We start from the raw sequence: 18,542 nt of genomic DNA, 5'->3' as shown, positions 1-18,542 counted from the left end.
ATCAAAGAAAGGAGTCATGTCTGAATCAGCTTGCTGCATGGATAGGGGCGGCCTGCCGGGCGGCGGCGGCCGGATCGGAGGCGGCGGGCGCGGCGTCATCGTCCAGGGACGCGAGGAACTGCCGCGCCTGCGCCAGCACGTCCTGCGCGGCGCTGTGGCGCAGTTGCTGGGTCAGCGCGGGCTTATCGGCGGCGGGGGCGTCGTCGCGCGTGGCGAGCGCGGCGCTGTCGTCGCGTCCCAGGCCCAGGCGGTCGCCGGAGACGGTGATGGCGATGGCGCGGGACTCGCCGCTGGCGGCGCGCACCACCAGTTGCAGCGACAGCGTCTGAGCCTGCGTCAGGCCCGGCGCGACGATGAGGCCGCGCGCGGCGTCCAGCCGCACGCCCGGCGGCAGCGCGGCGCCATCGGCCATGCGCAGGGTCATCGAGGCGATGGGCGTGCTGCTGCGCACGAGGCCGGCGGGCAGCGCGTAGACGTGGCGGTTGCCCGCCGCGTCGGCGCGCCAGTGGCCGGTGAGCGCCGCGGCCGCGACGGACAGGCCGGGCGCGTCGGGGCTGGCCAGCACCACCAGCGGGGATTTGATGCCGGCAGGCGCATCCAGCGTGAACGGGCGCGCCGCGTCGGCGTCGCGCCGGTCCAGCGAGTCCGCGAGCAGCGCGTCGAGCAGCGCCGACGACGTCCATGGCGCCGGCTTGGACAAGCCGTCGTGGCCGGGAACGTCGAATGGCTCGGAGGGCGCGGGCGCCGGTTGCCCGAGACGCTGGCGCAATAGCTGCAACGCGTCTTCGCCGTCGTTCAACGGATCGCGCGCAAACACGGCAAAGCGTTGCGTGCTGAGGTCGGGCGGCGGCGGATCGGCCGGCGTGCCGGGGTTGGGATTGGCGTTGGGGTCCGGGTTGGTTCCAGGGCTTGTTCCAGGATCCGTGCCGGGGCTGGTGCCAGGATTTGTGCCAGGGGTCGTTCCAGGATCGGTGCCCGGATTCGGCGCCGTTTCGGCCGCCGTCACCGTCAGCGTGACGATGCGCGACACGCGGGCGCCCGAGGCGTCGGTTGCGCTGACCACCACGGCGACGCTGCCGGCCGACGTGGCCGTGCCGCGTATCGTCAGGGTCGCCGGGTCAAAGACCAGCCCGTCCGGTAGGCCCGTGACCTGCCAGGTGAGCGCATCGCCGTCAGCGTCGGTGAAGAGGCCGGCGGGCAAGGTGTACGCGTATGGTTCGCCGATGCGCGCGGCGTCGGGCGCCAGCGGGATGCCGCTGTCCACCGGCGCGGTGTTGGGCGGCTCGACGGCTTCCAGGACCAGCTCGCGCGACGCCGTGGCGCCCTGCGGATCCGTCACGGTGATCACGATGGTGAACCGTCCGGTGTCCGCGATCGTGCCGGAGATCGTGCGGGTGGCGGGATCGAACACCAGTCCGGCCGGCAAGCCGCTGACGCGCCACTGCAGCGCGTCGCCGTCGGGATCGTTGAACAGGGTTTCCGGCAACGTCACCGAATAGTCTCGGCCAGTCATCGCCGGGTCGGGCGTGTAGGCGCCGGTGCCCGCCTCGGGCGCCTGATTGGGCAGCGCGAGCGTCACGTCCACCGCGTAGGCGGCGCTGGCGGCCTCGCCGTCGTTCAGGACCAGCGTGATGGTGCGCGTGCCCGGCGCGCCGTCCGCGCCGGCGTAGGTCACGCGGTGCAGCAGCGCGTTGGCGTCTGCGCGGCTGATCTGCGCCGTAAAGCGCAGCGTGGCGACGCCGTCGGCCTGCGTCAGCGTGGCGATGGGCTGGCCGTTGAACAGGATGACATCGCCGTCGCGGGTGTAGCCCTCGCCCGCCAGGATGCCGTAAACGTCGCCCGGCTGGCCGGTGAAGGTGACGCTGGCGTCCTGGTAGTTGTCCGCCGCGTCCATTTCGGCATCGCTCAGCGCCAACGTGGGCGCCAGCGGGACCGGCTCGCCATCGGTCACATAGACGGGCGGGGGCGCCGGCGGCGCGTTCAGGACGTCCAGTCCGTTGCCGACCACGATCACCGCGCCATCCGCCGACAGGGCGATCCCGGTCGGGCCGTCCAGGCTGTGCGACGCGATCAGCCCGAGGCTGGCGGTGGCGTAGTAGTTGAGCGTGCCATCGGCCAGCGTCACGAAGAGCGCCTTGCCGTCGTCGGACAGCGCAATGCCTTCCACCGTCTGGTCGCCGCTCAGAGTGCCCAGGTGGGTGAGCGCGCCGGTGGCCGCGTTCAGGCGGAAGGCGTCGATGGCTTGCGGGTTTTCCTGCACGACGGTCTGCCCCGTCCAGCCGTCGTAGGAACTGGTGCGGCTGTTGGACACGAAGAGGGTGCTGCCATCGGCGCTGACGGCGATGTGCTGCAGGTTGGAGAACGACACCGTCTGGCCGGCGGCGTCCGTGCCGCCGCCCTGGATATGCGTCAGGACGGACAGGGCGCCGCTGTCGTCGCGGCGGTAGACGATCAGCGTCGATCCTGCGCTGGTGTTGGTCACGACGAACAGCAGGTCGCCGCGCACCGCCATGTCGGTGGGCTGCCACAGGAACGGCTCCGCGTACATGTCGCCGCTGACGGCGCCCACGTAGGCAAGCGCGCCGGTCTGCGCGTCGCGGTTGAAATAGACGATCCCGTAGTTGTTGAGCAGGTACAGGTTCTGGCCGTCCTCGGACAGCGCAATGCTCTTCAAGTCGTAAAGGCTGCCGCCATCCAGCTCGTAGTTGCTGGTGATGGTGGCCTGGTGCGTCAGGGTGCCGTCGGCGGCCACGCCAAAGACGCCGATGGCATTGCCGTCGGCGCGCAGGGCGTACAGGCTCTTGCCGTCGGCGGAGGTCACCAGTTCCTTGACGCCCGCAAGATTGTCCGCGGCGGCGAACGTGCGCAGATAGGTCAGCGAGCCGGTGTCGCCGTCCCGGTCGAACACGGCAATGGCGCCCTTGCCGTCGGCCACGTAGACGCGGGTGCCATCGGCGGACACGACGCTGGCGGTGGGCGTCTCCAGCCCGGGGATCGTCGTCAGATCCTGCACATGCGTCAGGTCGCCCAGCGACAGCACCGGATCGGCGTCCACCACCGGCGCATCGTTGATGGCCGTGATGTCGATGGAGAAGTCCATCGTCGTCGATGGCAGTCCGCGCTGGTCCGCCAGCGTCACGCTGATGGCCAAGCTGGCCGCGGGCGCGTGACTGCCGTTGGCGTAGGTGATCTGGCGCAGCGTGTTCTGCACGTCGGCCGTCGTGGGGATGGACCCGGCCGCGCTGCTGAAACGGATCGTCAGCACGCCGTCGGCCTGCGACACGGCGCCGATCGCCACGCCGTCCTTTTTCAGGACGCCGTTTTCCAGCGTCAGGCCGTTGTCCGGCTGAAAGCCCAATGTGTCGGCCGCGCTCTTGCCCGCGCCCAGCGTAATGGTCAGGACGCTGCCGTCGTAGTTGCCCGCGCCGCCGTTAAAGGCGTCCATCTGCGCGTCCGCCACCACGCCGCCCGGCGCGATCAGGACGGCGTCGGCGCGTTCGGTGTAGGGCACGTCTTCCCCGCCCGTGAGCGTGGGCGGGGTGTTGGGGCTGGCCGGTCCGGTCAGCGTGACGGTGGCGACCTTGTCCGCATCCGTCGAGCCATTGTCGATGTTCCCCTCTTGCACGGTCAGGCTGATCGTGCGCGTGCCGTCCAGCGGGCTGCCGGTGTTGGCGTAGGTCAGGCTGTCGATGACCTGCGCGGCGCGGTCCGAAGAGGCGTTCAGGTAGAGGGTGACCGTGGTGACGCCATCAGCGATGGTCACCATGTACTGCTGGCCCGTGGGCAGGGTCTGCGGGCCGTTGGAATCCGCGTTCAGCGGTATTCTTCCGCCGCCCACGCCCAGGACGTCCTGGGCATTGGCGGGACTGATCGTTACGATCACGCGCGCCACGTTATCGCCGGACTCGATCGTGTCGACGGTGGTGCCGTCGAACAACTTGACCGGCTCGCCCTCGGCCTGGAACGTGGGATCCAGCGGCGTGGTGTCGATCTCCGGCGGATTGTTGACGCCCTCCAGGTCGATGCGGGTCAGCAGTTCGTCGCGGTGGCCGTCGCCGTCGTGCAGCTCGGTGCGCAGCACGATGCTGGCGCCGTCGCGGGTGGGGTCGTTGCTGGCATTGCGGTAGGCGATGCGGCGCAGCACGTCCTGCGCGTCGGCCTTGCTCAGGGACGCGGTGAACGTCAGCGTCAGCACCCCGTCCGCTTGCGTGAACGTGGCCACGGCCGCGCCATTCAGCAGGATCAGGCCATTCGCGGCGTCCAGCCGCAGGTTGCCGCCGTCGATGAAGCCATAGCGGTCGTCGGCGTGCGCGCCGTCCGCGCGCGCCACCGTGATGCTGGCGCCCTGGTAGTCGCCCTGGCCGTTGTCCAGCGCGTCGAGCTGGGGGTCGGCCAGCGTGGCCGATGGCAGGATCGCCACCGGCTCGGATCCCTCCGTGTAGGGCACGGAAGCGGGCTCCAGGTCCAGCACCAGCAGGCCGTCCCAGAACGGGAACTGGCCGGCCAGATAGAGCTTGGTGCCGTCCTCGCTGAGCGTGGCGCTGCGGATGTCGCCGAACGAGATGCCGTCACCGAACGGATCGCCATAGCCCGTGACCTCGCCGACCCGCACCGGCACGCCGTCCGCGCCGCGGCGGTACACGCCGATCGCATCCGCGCCGATGACGAAGACGGCCGATCCATCCGGCGAGACCACGACCTGCCGGACGTCGCCCTGCGGCAACGTCGTGGCGAGCGCGGTGAGCTGGCCGTCCGCGGCCACGGACAGGGTGTGCAGGCGGGTGTCGTTGCCGTCAAAGTCGACGACATAGAGCGTCTTGCCGTCGGGCGACACCGTCAGGGACTGTGTGTAGTAGTACTGTTCGGCGGCGGTCGGGTCCTTGCCCGGCGCGGCCATGATGAAAGTCGGGACGCCTGTCTGCTCCACCGCGAACACGCTGGCCAGCGTGCCGCCGCCCGAGGTGCCGACGAAGAGGAAGCGGCCGTCTGCCGACAGCGCCAGCGCGTTTGCGCCGTCCAGCTGCAGGCCGGTATCGCCCGCGTCGGTGAGAGTGCTGACCAGCGTGAGGCTGCTGCCGTCCTGCCGGAAGACCAGCAGATTCTCGCCCGCGGTCGCGTACACCATGCCGTTGGCGGACAGCACATCGCGGATCATGCCGTAGTCGTTGACGAGGTCGGCGCCGAAGCTGCCTTGCGCGGTCAGTGCGCCGGTGCCCGCATCGCGCGAGAACAGCGCGACGCCCTGGCTGCCGATCACGTACAAGGACTTGCCGTCGGCCGACACCCGCAGCGTTGCCGCGCCCGCCAGGGCGCCCACGTCGCCGTTCTCGATGGTCTGGAGCACGCGCAGCGAGCCGTCCGCGTTACGCTCAAGCACGTACAGCGTGTTCAGTTCGACTTCCTGGAACGTGTTCCAGTCGGTTTGGGTGGTGGTGCGCAGCACGTAGAGCGTTCCCTCCACCTCCGACACGGCCAGTACGCCGTCCAGGGCGCCGAATGCGCCGTCCTCGCCCAACTGCGTGATCAGTTCGTCCAACCCCAGCGAGTCGGTGGGCGTGACCAGGACGGGCGCTTCGTTGCGCAGGACCAGCCGGGCGACGAGGTCCGGCTCGGCGGTGTCCTGGCCGCCATTGTCCGTGCCGCCGCTGTCGCGCACCGCGGTCAGCGCGATGCTGCGCTCGCCCATCGTCGGGGACGAGGCGCGGTTGGCGTAGGCGATGCCGTCGATCAGCGCGGCGGCCTGCGCGCCCGTCATGCCGGCCGCCGGCGTGATCGTCACGGTGGCCGTGCCGTTGTCGAGGGTGACGGTGTAGGCATGGCCCGACGCCGTGACGCCCTGCCCGGCGGCCAGCGGAATGGCGACGCCGTCGATGGTCAGCGTTTCGCTGGCGCCGTCGGCGACCGGCGACACGACCAGGGTCAGGCCGTCGATGGTCTGGCCGGCTTCCACGGTGGAGATCGTGGTGCCGTCGAAAAGGCCGATGGCCGCTTCGGCGGGGTCATAGGTGGCGTTCACCGGCGTGGCATCGACGACCGGCGCATCGTTCACCTGCGCCACGGCCAGATCGAGCACGATGCTGTCCACGCCGCTGGCGTACTGGTCGCGCACCTGCACTTGCAGGCGGATGGCCGCGCCGGGGTCCTTGCTGGCGTGCGTGTAGGTGACCTGTTGCAGCACGGCGTTCGCGGTGGCGGTGCTGACCTGGCCGGTGAAGGCGATGGTGAGCAGGCCGCCGGCGCTGGTGAAGTCGGCGATCTTGGCGCCGTTCAGGCGAATCTCGGCCCCGACGAGCGTGAGGCCATTGCCGTCGGCAAAGCCATAGACGTCGCCGGGGTTCGCGCCGCCTTCGCGCACCAGGGTGATCGACGCGCCGTTGTAGTCGCCCGCGCCCGCGGCCAGCGCGTCGTAGTCGGCATCCGAGAAGTTCAGGCCCGCGGCCGGCTGCAGGGTCTGGCCTTCGGCGTAGTTGCCCTGGATGGCGTTTTCGACGTCGATGTGTCCGAGGCCGCCGGCGTTGTAGAAGCCGCCCACGTACATCGACGTGCCGTCCGGCGAGAGGCCGAAGCGGAAAGCGCGGTAGCTGCCGGCCGAGGCGTCCTGCGCAATGGTCTTGACCAGCGTGGGCGCGCCGTCCGCCCCGATGCTGTACACGTTGATCGTGCCGACCAGGCCGCCGGCGTAGAGCGTCTTGCCGTCGGCCGACAGGGCCAGGCCCCAGAGCTGGGACCCGGTGGCGGAGACCTTGGTCACCGTGTTCGTCGCCGGATCCAGGCGCAGCGTCAGGACGCCCGTGGTGCCGGTCGACACATAGATCGTGTCGCCCGATACCGCGATGCTGCGCGCGAAGTTGCCGATGTCGCCGGTGCGCGCCACCAGTTGGGTCAGGCTGCCGTCCGGGTTGGCGGCGTAAATGGTCAGGGTGTTGGCGCCGGCCACGAAGACGCGGCCTTGCGCGTCCACCGCGAGGGTCGATGCCGTGCTGAAGGGCTGGCTCTCATACACGCCCGCCGACGCAAGCTGCCCGTCCGAGCCGATGCCGTAGGCGTACAGCGTATTGCCGGCGACGGCGTACAGGCGGCCGTCCTGCGAGACGGCGATCTGCTTGACCTGCACCTCGCCGAGCGCGACGCTCTGGCCGGTCGGGGCGAGGGTGCCGTCGGCGCCGACGTTGAACCCGGTCAGGAAGTAGCTGCCGCCGCCCTCCTTCTGGCCCACCAGATAGACGTGCTTGTCGTCGGCCGAATACACCGCCGAAGCCGCGCTGCCCAGGCCGTCGATCTCGATGCCATTGGCCTCGATGCCGTCGTTCGCGGCGCCCTGCACGAAGCGCTGCACCAGCGTCAGTTCGCCGGTGTTCGGATTGCGGGTGTAGACGCTGAGCGTGCTGTTGCCCGTCGGCGACACGGTATGGCCGCCGGTGGCGTTGCCCAGCACGATGACGGTATGGCCGTCGTCGGAGACCTCGACGCTGTAGACATAGTCGCCATAGCCGTTGATGCGGCCGTCGGCGGTGTAGGTAAGGTCGCTGCCGTCCACGTCGAATGCGGGGGGCTGGTTGGCCGCTTCCGCGGCGGTGACCACGCGCAGCGTCATCGTGTGATCGGCGGTCAGGCCGCCCGCGTCGGTGACGCGCACGGTCAGGACGTAGTCGCCCACGACGCCGGGCGTTCCGCTCAGCGTGCGCGTGGCGGCGTCGAACACCAGGCCCGCGGGCAGCGTGTCGACGATGCTCCAGGTGAGGGTGTCGCCGTAGCGGCTGTCCAGGTCCGAGAACATGTCCGCGCGCAACGACGCGCTGAAGTCGCTGGCGCCGATGGTGACCTGCCCGAAGGATGCCGGCGCGCTGGCGCTGACGACGGGCGCGCGGTTGTCCGTCTGCGCCACGACGAGGTCCAGGTTCAGCGTGACGCTGGCGCCGTAGGCGTCCGTGACGGTGATGCTGATGGGGTGCCGGCCGGCGGCGACCGTGTTGCCGGAAATGGTGCGGGTGTCGGGATCGAAGGCCAGCCCCGCGGGCAGGCCGGTGACCCGCCAGGTCAGCGCGTCGCCGTCCGCATCGCGGAACAGATCCTCGGGCAGGATGGCGCTGTACGCCGACTCGGTGGTGACGGGCGCGGGCGCATAGTCCGTCGCGACGCCGGGATCGATCTGAGGCCCCGTGTTGCTCCGGAACGTGATCGCCAGGGCGTCGCTGTCCAGCGCGCCGTCGTTGGCCTGCACGGTGAGCGTGATGAAGGTGCCTGCCGCCACGCCGGAATTGCCGTAGCTGATCTGTTGCAGCACCTGATTGGCGACGGCCGTGGCGGTGTCGCCGACGAAGCGCACCGTCAAGGTGTCGCCGTTGACGGCGTAGGTTGCGATCTGCACGCCGCCGCGGGATATGACGCCATTGGACATCGACAGCCCGTTGCCGTCCTCGAACCCGAATTCGCCGCCCGGCACGGAGGCGGTGATCGACACGCTGGCGCCGCGGTAGTTGCCGGCGCCGTTGTCCAGCAGGTCGTAGTTGGGGTCGGACAGGTTCACGCGATCGCCCAGCACGGTGTCCTGGCCCAGCGTCAGGGACTGGATCGTCGTGTAGCGGCTCAGGCCGTTGCCGGCCACGACCAGCGACGTGCCGTCGCCCGACAGCGCGAGGTCCGCGCCGCTGGTCTGGCCCTGCGCGCTGCCGATCAGCGTCAGGCCGCCATTGGCCGCGACGGCGTAGACGCTGACCGTGCCGTCCGTGGTGGCGGCATACAGCAGCGTGTCGTCGGCGTTCAGCGCCAGGCTGCCGATGTTGTCGCTGGCGACCGTGCCGGCGCGCGTCAGCAGGTTGTCGGCGCCGAGCGTGAAGACGGAAATGTTCTGCGCGCCGGGCTGGCCGACGAACAGCAGCTTGCCGTCCGCGGACATGCTGATGGCGTAGTCGACGGCGGCCTGGCCGGTCTGGTCCAGCAGCACGCTGTCGACCAGGCTCAGGGTGCCGTCGGCGCCGCGCGCATAGAGCTTCAGCGTGTGGCTTTCGCCCGACAGCGCGGCGCTGTGGATGACTGTGACATAGCCGCCCGCGGTGGCGATGCTGGCATTGCGCACGGCGTCCAGCCGCTGGATCTGCGTCAGCGCACCCGTCGCGGCGTCGCGGCTGAAGGCCAGTGCCTCGCGGCCGAAGTTGTTCGACGCGTCCACGTACACCTGGGCGCCGTCGTCCGAGATCGCCAGTCCGCCGGTGGAACCCTGGCCCACGGACAGCGTGGCCGCGTGGCGCAGCGCGCCGTCCGCCTCGACGTTCCACTGCATCAGGTTGCCATTGCTGGAAATCGTGTAGAGCGATTTTCCGTCCGCGCTTACCACCAGGTGATTGACCGTGCCCAGGTCGGCTGCGGTGATCTCCTGCGATTTGCTGAGCAGGCCCGAGGCCGCGTCCACGGAAAAGACCGACAGCGTGCTGTCGTTGCCCGCCGCGTAGACGAACTTGCCGTCTGCGGAATACGCGACCTCGGTCGCGCCCGCCAGGCTGCCCGTGCCGAAGTATTCGGCTTCCTGCATCAGGTCGCCCGTCAGCACGGGCGCCACGTTGATCCGGCTGTCGATGTCGATCGTCGCCGTGATGGCGCTCAGGTCCGCCGACTGGCCGCCGGCGTCGGTCAGGCTCTTGAGCGTCACCGACACCTTGCCGCCGTCCACCGACTTGTCCAGGATCTGGTACGACATGCCGTCGATCAGCGCCTGGACGCTGGCGGGCTCGGGCTGGAAGGCGTCGAGCTGGATCGTGACCGTGGTGGTGTCGCCGCTCACGGACACGGTGTAGAAATAGCCGTCCGCATTTCCATCCGCATCCGTGCGCGTCGTGCCGCTGCCGCCTTCCAGCGCAATGGTCTTGCCGTCGATCACCAGCGCCTGGTCGCTGCCGCTGCGATCCACCGTGACGACGAGCTGGGACAGCTCATCGGCGGCGCCCGTGTCGGTCTGCACGGTCACGCCGCTGAACAGGTCCACCGGCGCAAAGCTGTCCGAACTGTCGGTGACGACGACCGTCGCCTCCGTGGGCGTGGCCTCCACGCCCGGCGCCGCGTCGGTGGGCGGCGCGGCTTGCGCGGCCACGTCGACGGCGGTCGTGACGGCGGCGGCATCGAGCAGGAAGCGGGGTTCCAGGGCCAGGGCCTGGCGGCGGAGCGTGGGGATTCGGCGGGAAGTCATGGCAGTCCTGGGCGAATGGGGGTGCGTGGATAGGCTTATTCGACGAGCGTGGTCAGCGCGGCGAGCTGGCGCAATTCGTCGACGATGTCGTCAAGGCGGTTCTGGATGGGGCCCTCGGAGACCACGAAGTCCCTGCCGGACAGGTAGATCTGGTCCGATCCCTTCTCGGCGCAGACCGCCAGGCCCGGACCGGCGATGCGCCGGAACGCCGATGCGCTGAGGATCTGGCCGTCTTCGTCCGTGGCCTCGTCGCTGCCGGTGACGATCAGGTAGAACTTCACGTTGCGGGCGCGCAGACTGCTGCACAGGCGCGAAAAGCGTTCGGTCACGACGCTGGCTTCGCCGCCGCCTTCGTCCGAATCGCCGTCGATCTTCTGGCCGACGTAGGCGTTGTAGGAATCCGTGTCGAACCAGCGCTGTCCGGTGGAATTGGTCAGGAAGACGATGGCCTTGACGCGATCGCCCGTGCCGTCGTCGAAGTCCTTGGGCAGCTCGTCCTCCAGCGCCCAGCCGGAGCCGCCGCGAAAGGCCGGGGCCAGGGCCATGGCGGCCCAGCCCATCGCGATCGCATGGTTGGTGTTAAAGCGCGTGCTCATCTGGTCGAGCCGGTCGCCGATCTTGCCGAGGTCGTTGGTCAGGGGCAGCAGGGCCGCATGGGGGCAGCCGCGGTCCGCCACCATCCAGCGCGTGTCGTTCACGCCGGTGGCCTGGCCGAAGAAGGGGTTGGGGCCGATCCAGCGGATGGGCGGGGCGCCCGGGCTGCCGTTTTCGGGCAGGTCGTGGCGGTAGTACACGCCGAATTGCCCGGCGGGCGGGTCGGTCCAGAAATAGTTGTCGCCGCGGTTCAGGCCGCGGTACATGCACAGCAGGTTGGCGCGGCGGTCGGGGATGCGGCGGTCGGCCAGGCCGGCGTAGCCGGTGCGGAACAGGGAGGTCAGTTCCACCGGGTTGAGCGCGCCGGGCGCGCTCCAGAGGCGGATGCGGTTGGACTGCTCCGGATCGTAGACATTGACCGCCTGGCTGTAGGGCACCAGCGCGAGCCAGGCGCTTTCCGCGTCTTCCAGCAGCCGCGAGGCGAAGGACTTGCCCAGCCGGCGCAGCGCGGCGAGGTTGGCGGCGTCCTCGCCCAGCGTATTGGGCAGCGCCAGCGCCACTTCCAGCGAGCGCTGGCGCGAGACGGCGGCCGAGGCCACCGTGACGGATTCGGCCGGCGTATCGGCCAGCATGCTGGCCGCCTCGAACGTGGCGGTGACGCGCGTGCCGGGCATGTCGTCTTTAGTGATGGTCTCTGCCCTGACCGACAGCGCGCGCCGCATCTGGGCGCGGTCCATGCCGAGATTGACCGCCACGTAGCGCTCGGCGATGTCCTGGATGTCGGCATCGCGGCTCTTGGCATAGGCGGCGGCGGATGCCAGCGCCGCCGCGTCGGTCGCGCGCTTCATCTGCGCGGCGTCGGCCGTCATGCGCGTGCCGTCCGAGGCGTAGGCGGCGAGCACGGCCACCGCGGTCACGAGCAGCAGCAAAAGCACGGCGGACGCGCCACGTTGGCGAGCCAGGGAGAAGACCTTGTCGTTACGGTTGTTCATGGTTCGGCGTAGGCCAATCCGCTTGCGACGCTTTCCGCGCGCAGCGTGTCGTCCAGCGTGATGGTTCGGGCGGTGGCGCGGAAGATGGCGCCGGTTTCCAGGACCTCGGGCAGCGGCAGGCCGGCCCACAGGGAGATGTCGCCGGTGCCGCGGCAGGCCTTCACCACGATCATCGACAGGGTGCTGTTGTCCGCCGCGCCTTGGGCCGCCTCGGGCGGATCCTGGGGCAAGGCGCCGGTGTAGCGGCCGCCCGAGGCCGGCGCCTGGCAGAGATCGTCCGCGCCGCCGCGCCGCAGCGCCCATTCGATGCGGCCGGACTGCAGGACGTGCAGGATGATGAGCTGCTGCATGTCCTCGTGGCCCTGCATGGCGATGCGGGCGAGCGCGTCGACGCCGCCGGCCGTGAGCGTCCGTTGCGCGGCCAGGTTCAAGGCCATGGCGCCGGCCGCGTTCTCGACGCGGATGCGCTCGCTGTGGATGCGCTGCATGTCGGCGCCGATCATGCCGACGCCCAAGAGGATGGGCAGGACGAGGGCGGCCTCCACGGCCAGCGCGCCCCGCTGGCGGCGGCGCGCGGCGGGGGGGCGGCGCGGCGGGCGCGGGGCGGCGGTCACGGCTGCGATCCTTCCGAGCGCTGCGGCAGATAGGCCAGCACCTGTTGATAGCGGTAGCGGAAGGCGCCGCTGTCCACGCCAAGCAGGCGGGGCAAGGGCGTGATGAAGTCCTTGCGCACGTCGACCTCGATGCGCCAGGCCGGCACCTTGGTCAAGGCGGCGTTTTCGGCCTCATCCTCGGTGGCGCCGCCGCCCATCGCGTCCAGCGAGGCGAAGCGTTCGACTTCGACGGTGGCGATGTTCTCGTCGTCCAGGTAGTTGTGCGAGGCGGCCACCATGCGCGCGCGCACCAGCGATTCGATGGCGCCGCCGTCCTGCATCCCCGCCGCGCCGTCCTGGCGGAACTGCTGCACGGCGCGTTCCAGCGCGCTGGCGCCCATGTTGATGGTCAGTCCGATGTTGGCCAGTTCCATGAACATCATCGCGGCGGCGATGACGACGGGCAGCACATAGGCCGCTTCGACCGACAGGGAGCCGCGCTGGCGGCGTGGGACGCGGCGCACGCCGGGCGTCTGGTCAGCCATGGCCGTTGGCCTCCTTCTCGCGCAGCTGCAGCACGTGGCGGCTGGCGGCCATCAGCTCGCTGCCGACCGGCGCGCCGTCGCGGATGCGCTGGCGGCGCTGCGCGAAGTCGGCCAGCGCCTGTGGAACGAGCGCCGGCGCCATGATGCCTTCCAGCGTCTTGCGGGCCGCGCCCTCGTCGCCCTGCAGGACCTGGGCAAAGGCGAGGTTCAGCTTGAGCGTCGGAAGCTGGACCGCGTCGGCCTGCGACAGCAGGCGGATGGCCTCCTGCGCGTCGCCGCCGGCCAGGTGCGACAGCGCCAGATTGTTCAGCACGCGAAAGTCCGACGGATCCAGTTCCCAGGCGTGGGCGAGCAGTTTGCGCGCCTGCTCGTGGTCGCCGCTGGCGTCGAGCAGCACGCCCTTGGCATTGAGCGCCGCGACGTTGTTGGCGTCCGCGGCCAGGGTGCAGTCGAAATCCTGCATCGCCGCGTCGCGCTGTCCCAGCGCCATGCGCGCGCGGCCCAGGCCATTGCACAGGGTGACTGTGGCGGCGGGAGTGAGGGTCACGCCGGATTCGTTCAAGGCGCGGCGCGCCCGGCCGAAGAGCGCCAGGTTGTCGCGCGGCGATTGGGTGGGCGCGGCCACGCTGGCGTATTCCAGCAGTTCCAGCGGCTTCAGGCTGCCGCGCTGTTCCAGCTGGGCGTAGACGCCGGCCGCGCCTTCGTAGCGGCCCTGGTCGCGCAGCAGCCGCGCGAGTTTCAGGCCCTCGGCCGCCGGGTCGTCGCTGCTGGCAAGCGGACGGGGCGAGGCGCCGCCTGCGTTGGACTGGGTCAGCAGATTGCGGCTGCTGGGCGCGGATGCCGAGTCGGTCTTGGTGAAGGTGCTGCATGCGCTCAACATGAGGGCCAGCAGCAACACGGCGCCGGCGCGGCCAAGGCGCGCGGCGGGCAGCGGAAACAGGGGAAGGGTTGCGTTCATTGCATCAGGGTCCGGATAACGCGCATGAGCGCGGGCGTGGCGACGATGGCGACCACCGGCGGCAGGATCAGGGTCATGAGGGGCACGCTGAGCTGCGCGGGCAGCTTGCCGGCCTTCTCTTCCAGTTCCAGGATGAGACGGCTGCGGCTTTCCTCGGCGATGGTGCGCAGCGCCTGCGCCAGCGGCGTGCCGTAGCGTTCGGCCTGCACCAGCGAGCCGACCATGCTTTCGATCGTGGGCACGCGGGTGCGGTCGGCCAGGTGGCGCAGCGCGGCCGAGCGGTCGGGCAGCAGCTGAAGCTCGGCGCTGGTGAAGGCGAGTTCATCGGCCATGGCGGGCGCGCTGAAGGCCAGTTCGCGCGAGACCACCTTCAGGATGCGCGGGAATGGCAGGCCGGCCTCGGCGCAGATCACCATCAGGTCCAGCGCGTCGGGCATGCTGCGCGCCAGGGCTTCGTGGCGCCGGCCGGCCCGCAGCTTGACCAGGAGTTCCGGCAGCGTGGTGCCGACGAACAGCGAAATCAGGCCGACCGCCAGGCCGGTCAGGCCGAAGCGCGTCTGCGGGCTGGTCAGCAGCCACAGCGCCAGCGCGCACAGCACGACGCCGCTGCCGTATTTGGCCGCCATGAAGAGGCCGCAGGCCTCGGCCCGGCGCCATCCGGCCTGAGCCAGGAGGCGCTCGGTGGCGAGCCGGTCCTGTTCGGTGCCGGCGAGCTTCATGCCGAAGGCCGCGACGCCTTGCGCCAGCGGCGGCAGCGGCGAACTGGCGTCCAACGCGATGGAGGCGGTGGCCTGGGCGGCGCCGCGGCCGCGGCGGCCCAATCGGTCGTGCAGGGGGTTGCGGCGCGCTTCGGCGCGCAGCAGCCAGGCGGCCAGCGCGATGCCGGCAATGAAGGCCAGCAGCAGCAGGGGCGCCAGGGGATCGGAAAGCAGGGGCATGGCAGCTAGGTCGCGGGCGGGTCAGCGGATGCGCTTGACCATCAGGTGGGTGATGAACAGGCCCAGCCCAACGCTGGCGGCGGCGTAGATCATCACTTTGACGCCCGCCGCGTCGTTGAACATGAAGCGGAAATCTTCCGGGGAATTCAGGTACATGTAGAGCAGCACGCCCGGCACCAGCAGGGCGACGATCTTGGCCGAGGCGCGCGCCTCGGAGGTCTTGGCCTGCACCTTCATGCCCAGTTCGGCGCGCGCGCGCAGCGTGGCGGACAGGCGCTCCAGCGTGTCGCCCAGGCGGCCGCCCGATTCCTGGCTGATGATGAGGATGACGGCGAAGAAGCGGTACTCGGGCAGCGGCACGCGCTGCGCGGACGACTGCATGGCCTGCTTGAGCGGCACGCCGAGCTTGAGCCAGTTTTCGATCTCGCGCAGTTCGGGCGCGAGCGGGCCGTGCAGGTGGTCCGCGGCGATCCCGAACGCGCTGTGCAGCGGCACGCCGGACCGGCAGATGCGCGTGATGCCGTCGATGGCTTCGGGCAGGCTGCGCGCCAGCGCCGCCAGGTGCTTGGTCATGGCCTGCTGATACAGCACGCCGCACAGCGCGGTCCACAGCACGGGCGCGGCCAGCAAGGCCAGGAAGATCGGCGTCCCTGTCATGCGCACCAGCGCCAGGCCGCCGATCAGCGCGGCGGCGGCCGAGACCAGGACGCGCTGGCGCAGCGTGGGCAGCCAGCCCAGGGCGCGCAGGCCGTCGCGCAGGCGCGCCAGGCGCAGTCCCAGCCACGGCCAGCGCGGCATCAGGTCGTCCTGGCCCGGCAGCGCGATGGAGTCGGGCGATTGCAGCACGGCCGCGGCCAGGCCGCTTTCGCGCTGCATCTGCAAGCGCAGCGCCGCCAGGCGGGCCGCCATGGCGTCTTCGCGGCGCTGGCGCCGGCTGTTGGCGCGCACGGCGAAAAAGCCGACGAACACCAGCAGGAAGATGAGCAGGGTAAAGAGATCGAGCATGTCCGGGCTGCCTTGCCGCCGTCAGGCGATGTCCTGGTCGAACAGGTGCGACTTCTCGGTGTAGAAGTTCGGCCGCAGGCCGCTGCCCGTGTGTTCGCCCAGCACCTGCGTGGCCGTCGAGCCGGCGCGCGAGCGGAAGATGAACAGTTCCTGCGTCTGGATCACCTCTTCTTCCATGCCGCAGATTTCCATGATCGACACCACGCGCCGCGCGCCGTCGCGCATGCGTTCGATCTGCACGATGAGGTCGACGGCGCTGGCGATCTGGCGGCGGATGGCGGCCAGCGGGAGCTGCATGTTGGCCATCATCACCATGTTTTCCAGGCGCATCAGGGCGTCGCGCGGCGTGTTGGCGTGGACGGTGCACAGCGACCCGTCGTGGCCGGTGTTCATGGCCTGGAGCATGTCAAAGCATTCGCCGCCGCGCACTTCGCCCAGGATGATGCGGTCGGGGCGCATCCGCAGCGCGTTCTTCATGAGGTCGCGCTGGTCCACGCGGCCGCCGCCTTCGGCGCTTTCGGGCCGGGTCTCCAGGCGGATGACGTGCTCTTGCTGCAGCTGCAGTTCGGCGGCGTCCTCGATGGTGATGATGCGTTCGAGCGGACTGATGTTCTGCGACAGCGCGTTGAGCAGCGTGGTCTTGCCGGCGCCGGTGCCGCCGGACACCACGATGTTCAGGCGCGCTTCCATCGCGCGGCGTAGCAGCACGGCCATGTCCATGGACATGGCGCCGCGCTGGGCCAGCGATTCCAGCGACAGATCGCGCCGCATGAATTTGCGGATCGAGATCGTGGTGCCGTCCAGCGCCAGCGGATGGGTGATGACGTTCACGCGGCTGCCGTCGGGCAGGCGGGCGTCGACCATGGGGTTGGCTTCGTCGATGCGGCGGCCCACGCGGGCGGCGATGCGCTGCGCGGTGTTGAAGACGTGCTCTTCGTCGATGAAGGTGATGGACGACAGCTCCAGCTTGCCGAAGCGTTCGACGAAGATCTGGTTCGCGCCGTTGACCAGGATGTCGTTGACCGTGTCGTCGGCCAGCAGGGGCTCGATGGGACCCACGCCCACCATTTCATCCAGCATCTGGCGCGCGATCAGCTCTTCTTCCTGGCCTGAAAGCTGCAGGCGCTGCTCGTCGCAGATGCGGCGGATCAGCGCGTCGATCTGCGCCTGCAGCCGGTCGCGCGGCATGGCCGCGGCCTTGAGCGGGTCGATCAGTTCGAAGAGCTCGTTGCGGATCACGCGGCGTTGGGCGCTGCTCTCCGCGCTGGGCGGGGTGGCGGCGGCGACGGGACGCGGTGCGGGCGGCGGCGTGCGGGCCGCGGGCGCGGCGGCGGGTATCGGCGCGGCGTCGGGCAGCGCGGCAACCGGCGCCGGCGCGGGGGCAGCGGGCGCGTGGGGGGTGGAAGTAGCGGGCTTGCGGCGGGGCAGCATGAGGTCGTCCGGTGGGGTTCGCGGTGGAATCAGGCGCGCGCCGCGCGGCGCGCGGGCGCGGACCGGTTCAGCCAGGCACGCAGCCGCTGCACGTGGCCCGCGTGGACGGCGGGCGCGGCCAGCGGCAGGCCCAGGACGCGCGCGCCCAACTGGGCGACGGCCTGCGCATACGCGGGCGCCGCGTGCGGCGACAGCGGCCCTTTCAACAGGCTGGCCGCCAGCGCCTGGCCCGCGTAGGGCAGGTGCTGGTCGATGCGCCGTCCGACGAATTCCTCGAACTGCGTCGCGGTCAGCGCGGCGCCCTGGGCCTGGCGCGCATCGCTGGCCACCAGGACCAGCCGCTGGCCGGGACCGCCCTCGCCCAGCTCGGCCAGCAGGCGATGGGTGTTGCGCGCGCCCTGCACCGTCAGTTCGGTCAGCACGACGCGGATGTCGGCATGGGCAAGCACTTCATCGGCGCCGGCTGGCCGGTGCGACGGCAGGTCCCACAGCGACAGCGAGAACCACTGGCACAGCGCGCCGCCGATTTCCAGCGCGCGCTCGGGGTCGAAGGGGGTTTCCGGGCCGGGGCGCTGCGCCAGCAGTTGCAGGCGGGCGGACGGCTCGCCGCCCGCGGGCGGCGGCACCTGACCGGCCGCCAACAGCGTGCGTTGCAGCAGGCGCGGATCGATATCGGGCGCGGACAGCAGGCTGGCCAGGCCTGCATCGGCTTCCAGGCCCAGCAGCAGCGGCAGGTCGCCCTTGCGCCGGTCGAAGTCCACCAGCACAGTCGGGGTCTGGCGCGCGTGCGCGAGCCACAATCCCAGCGCCGCGGTCAGCGTGCTGACGCCCAGCCCGCCCGCCGCGCCCACGATGGCCGCGGAACGGCCGGCGCGCGCGCTGCCGCCCTGGCCGAGCGGCGTGTCGTCGTCGGCGCGGGCCAGCGTGTCGGCCAGCAGGTCCAGGCGCGGCGGCTTGATCAGGTAGTCGAAGATGCCGGCTTGCAGAAGCTGGCGGTACAGGTCCACGTCCTGCTTGTCGCCCAGCGCCACGATGCGGCAGGCCGGGCCCGCGAGGGCCGCCAGTTCCAGCAGGGCCGCGATCGGATGGGCTTCGCCCGTGATGTCCGCCAGCAGCACGCCGGGCAGCGGATTCGCGGCGCACCAGGCGGCGGCCGCCGCGGGGCCGCCTGCCTGCAGGGCGCAGGCGGGACGCTGCAGGCGGACGAGCTGCTCGCCGATGACGGGCAGGTCGGCCGGGGCGGCGAAGACGGCCGGGCCTTGGGTGGGCGCGCCGTTGCGGGTCGGTGTCGTGTTGCTCATGGCCG

9 protein-coding genes are annotated in these 18,542 nt (G+C 70.6%); all 9 read right to left on the bottom strand.

Annotated features, from left to right (window positions below; genetic code table 11):
• Nucleotides 1-25 precede the first annotated feature (25 nt).
• The 9 genes from BMW75_RS03245 to BMW75_RS03205 are packed head-to-tail and all read right to left on the bottom strand — an operon-like array spanning nucleotide 26 to nucleotide 18,537.
• Nucleotides 26-10,180, bottom strand: a complete 10,155-nt coding sequence (locus BMW75_RS03245) for a putative Ig domain-containing protein (RefSeq protein ID WP_092576704.1) — start codon at nucleotides 10,178-10,180, stop codon at nucleotides 26-28.
• Between the two features lie 35 nt (nucleotides 10,181-10,215).
• The gene (locus tag BMW75_RS03240; RefSeq protein WP_092576702.1) at nucleotides 10,216-11,766 is read right to left on the bottom strand and encodes a hypothetical protein; all 1,551 of its coding nucleotides are present in this window, start codon (nucleotides 11,764-11,766) and stop codon (nucleotides 10,216-10,218) included.
• Entirely contained in the window at nucleotides 11,763-12,380 is a 618-nt protein-coding gene (locus BMW75_RS03235) for a TadE/TadG family type IV pilus assembly protein (RefSeq protein WP_076517722.1), read from the bottom strand. The genes BMW75_RS03240 and BMW75_RS03235 overlap by 4 nt, the downstream gene beginning before the upstream one ends.
• On the bottom strand, nucleotides 12,377-12,904 hold the full coding sequence (locus BMW75_RS03230; RefSeq protein WP_092576699.1) for a hypothetical protein: 528 nt from the start codon (nucleotides 12,902-12,904) through the stop codon (nucleotides 12,377-12,379). The genes BMW75_RS03235 and BMW75_RS03230 overlap by 4 nt, the downstream gene beginning before the upstream one ends.
• On the bottom strand, nucleotides 12,897-13,862 hold the full coding sequence (locus BMW75_RS03225; RefSeq protein ID WP_092576696.1) for a tetratricopeptide repeat protein: 966 nt from the start codon (nucleotides 13,860-13,862) through the stop codon (nucleotides 12,897-12,899). Before BMW75_RS03225 ends, BMW75_RS03230 begins: the two co-directional genes overlap by 8 nt.
• Nucleotides 13,859-14,800 (bottom strand): type II secretion system F family protein, encoded by a 942-nt coding sequence (locus tag BMW75_RS03220; protein WP_092576694.1) that lies wholly within the window; start codon nucleotides 14,798-14,800, stop codon nucleotides 13,859-13,861. The genes BMW75_RS03225 and BMW75_RS03220 overlap by 4 nt, the downstream gene beginning before the upstream one ends.
• 21 nt (nucleotides 14,801-14,821) lie before the next feature.
• Complete coding sequence (locus BMW75_RS03215; protein ID WP_092576691.1) at nucleotides 14,822-15,805, bottom strand: type II secretion system F family protein; 984 nt, start codon at nucleotides 15,803-15,805, stop codon at nucleotides 14,822-14,824.
• A 21-nt stretch (nucleotides 15,806-15,826) separates the two neighbouring features.
• Entirely contained in the window at nucleotides 15,827-17,236 is a 1,410-nt protein-coding gene (locus tag BMW75_RS03210) for a CpaF family protein (protein WP_092576689.1), read from the bottom strand.
• A 29-nt stretch (nucleotides 17,237-17,265) separates the two neighbouring features.
• The gene (locus BMW75_RS03205; RefSeq protein ID WP_092576686.1) at nucleotides 17,266-18,537 is read right to left on the bottom strand and encodes an AAA family ATPase; all 1,272 of its coding nucleotides are present in this window, start codon (nucleotides 18,535-18,537) and stop codon (nucleotides 17,266-17,268) included.
• Nucleotides 18,538-18,542 lie beyond the last annotated feature (5 nt).

Origin of the sequence: Achromobacter sp. NFACC18-2 (assembly GCF_900108985.1) — a bacterium.
In the GTDB taxonomy this organism is placed as follows: Bacteria; Pseudomonadota; Gammaproteobacteria; order Burkholderiales; family Burkholderiaceae_B; genus Achromobacter.
The sequence above is the reverse complement of the archived record's forward strand: the minus strand, read 5'-3'. Positions and strand labels throughout refer to the sequence as shown.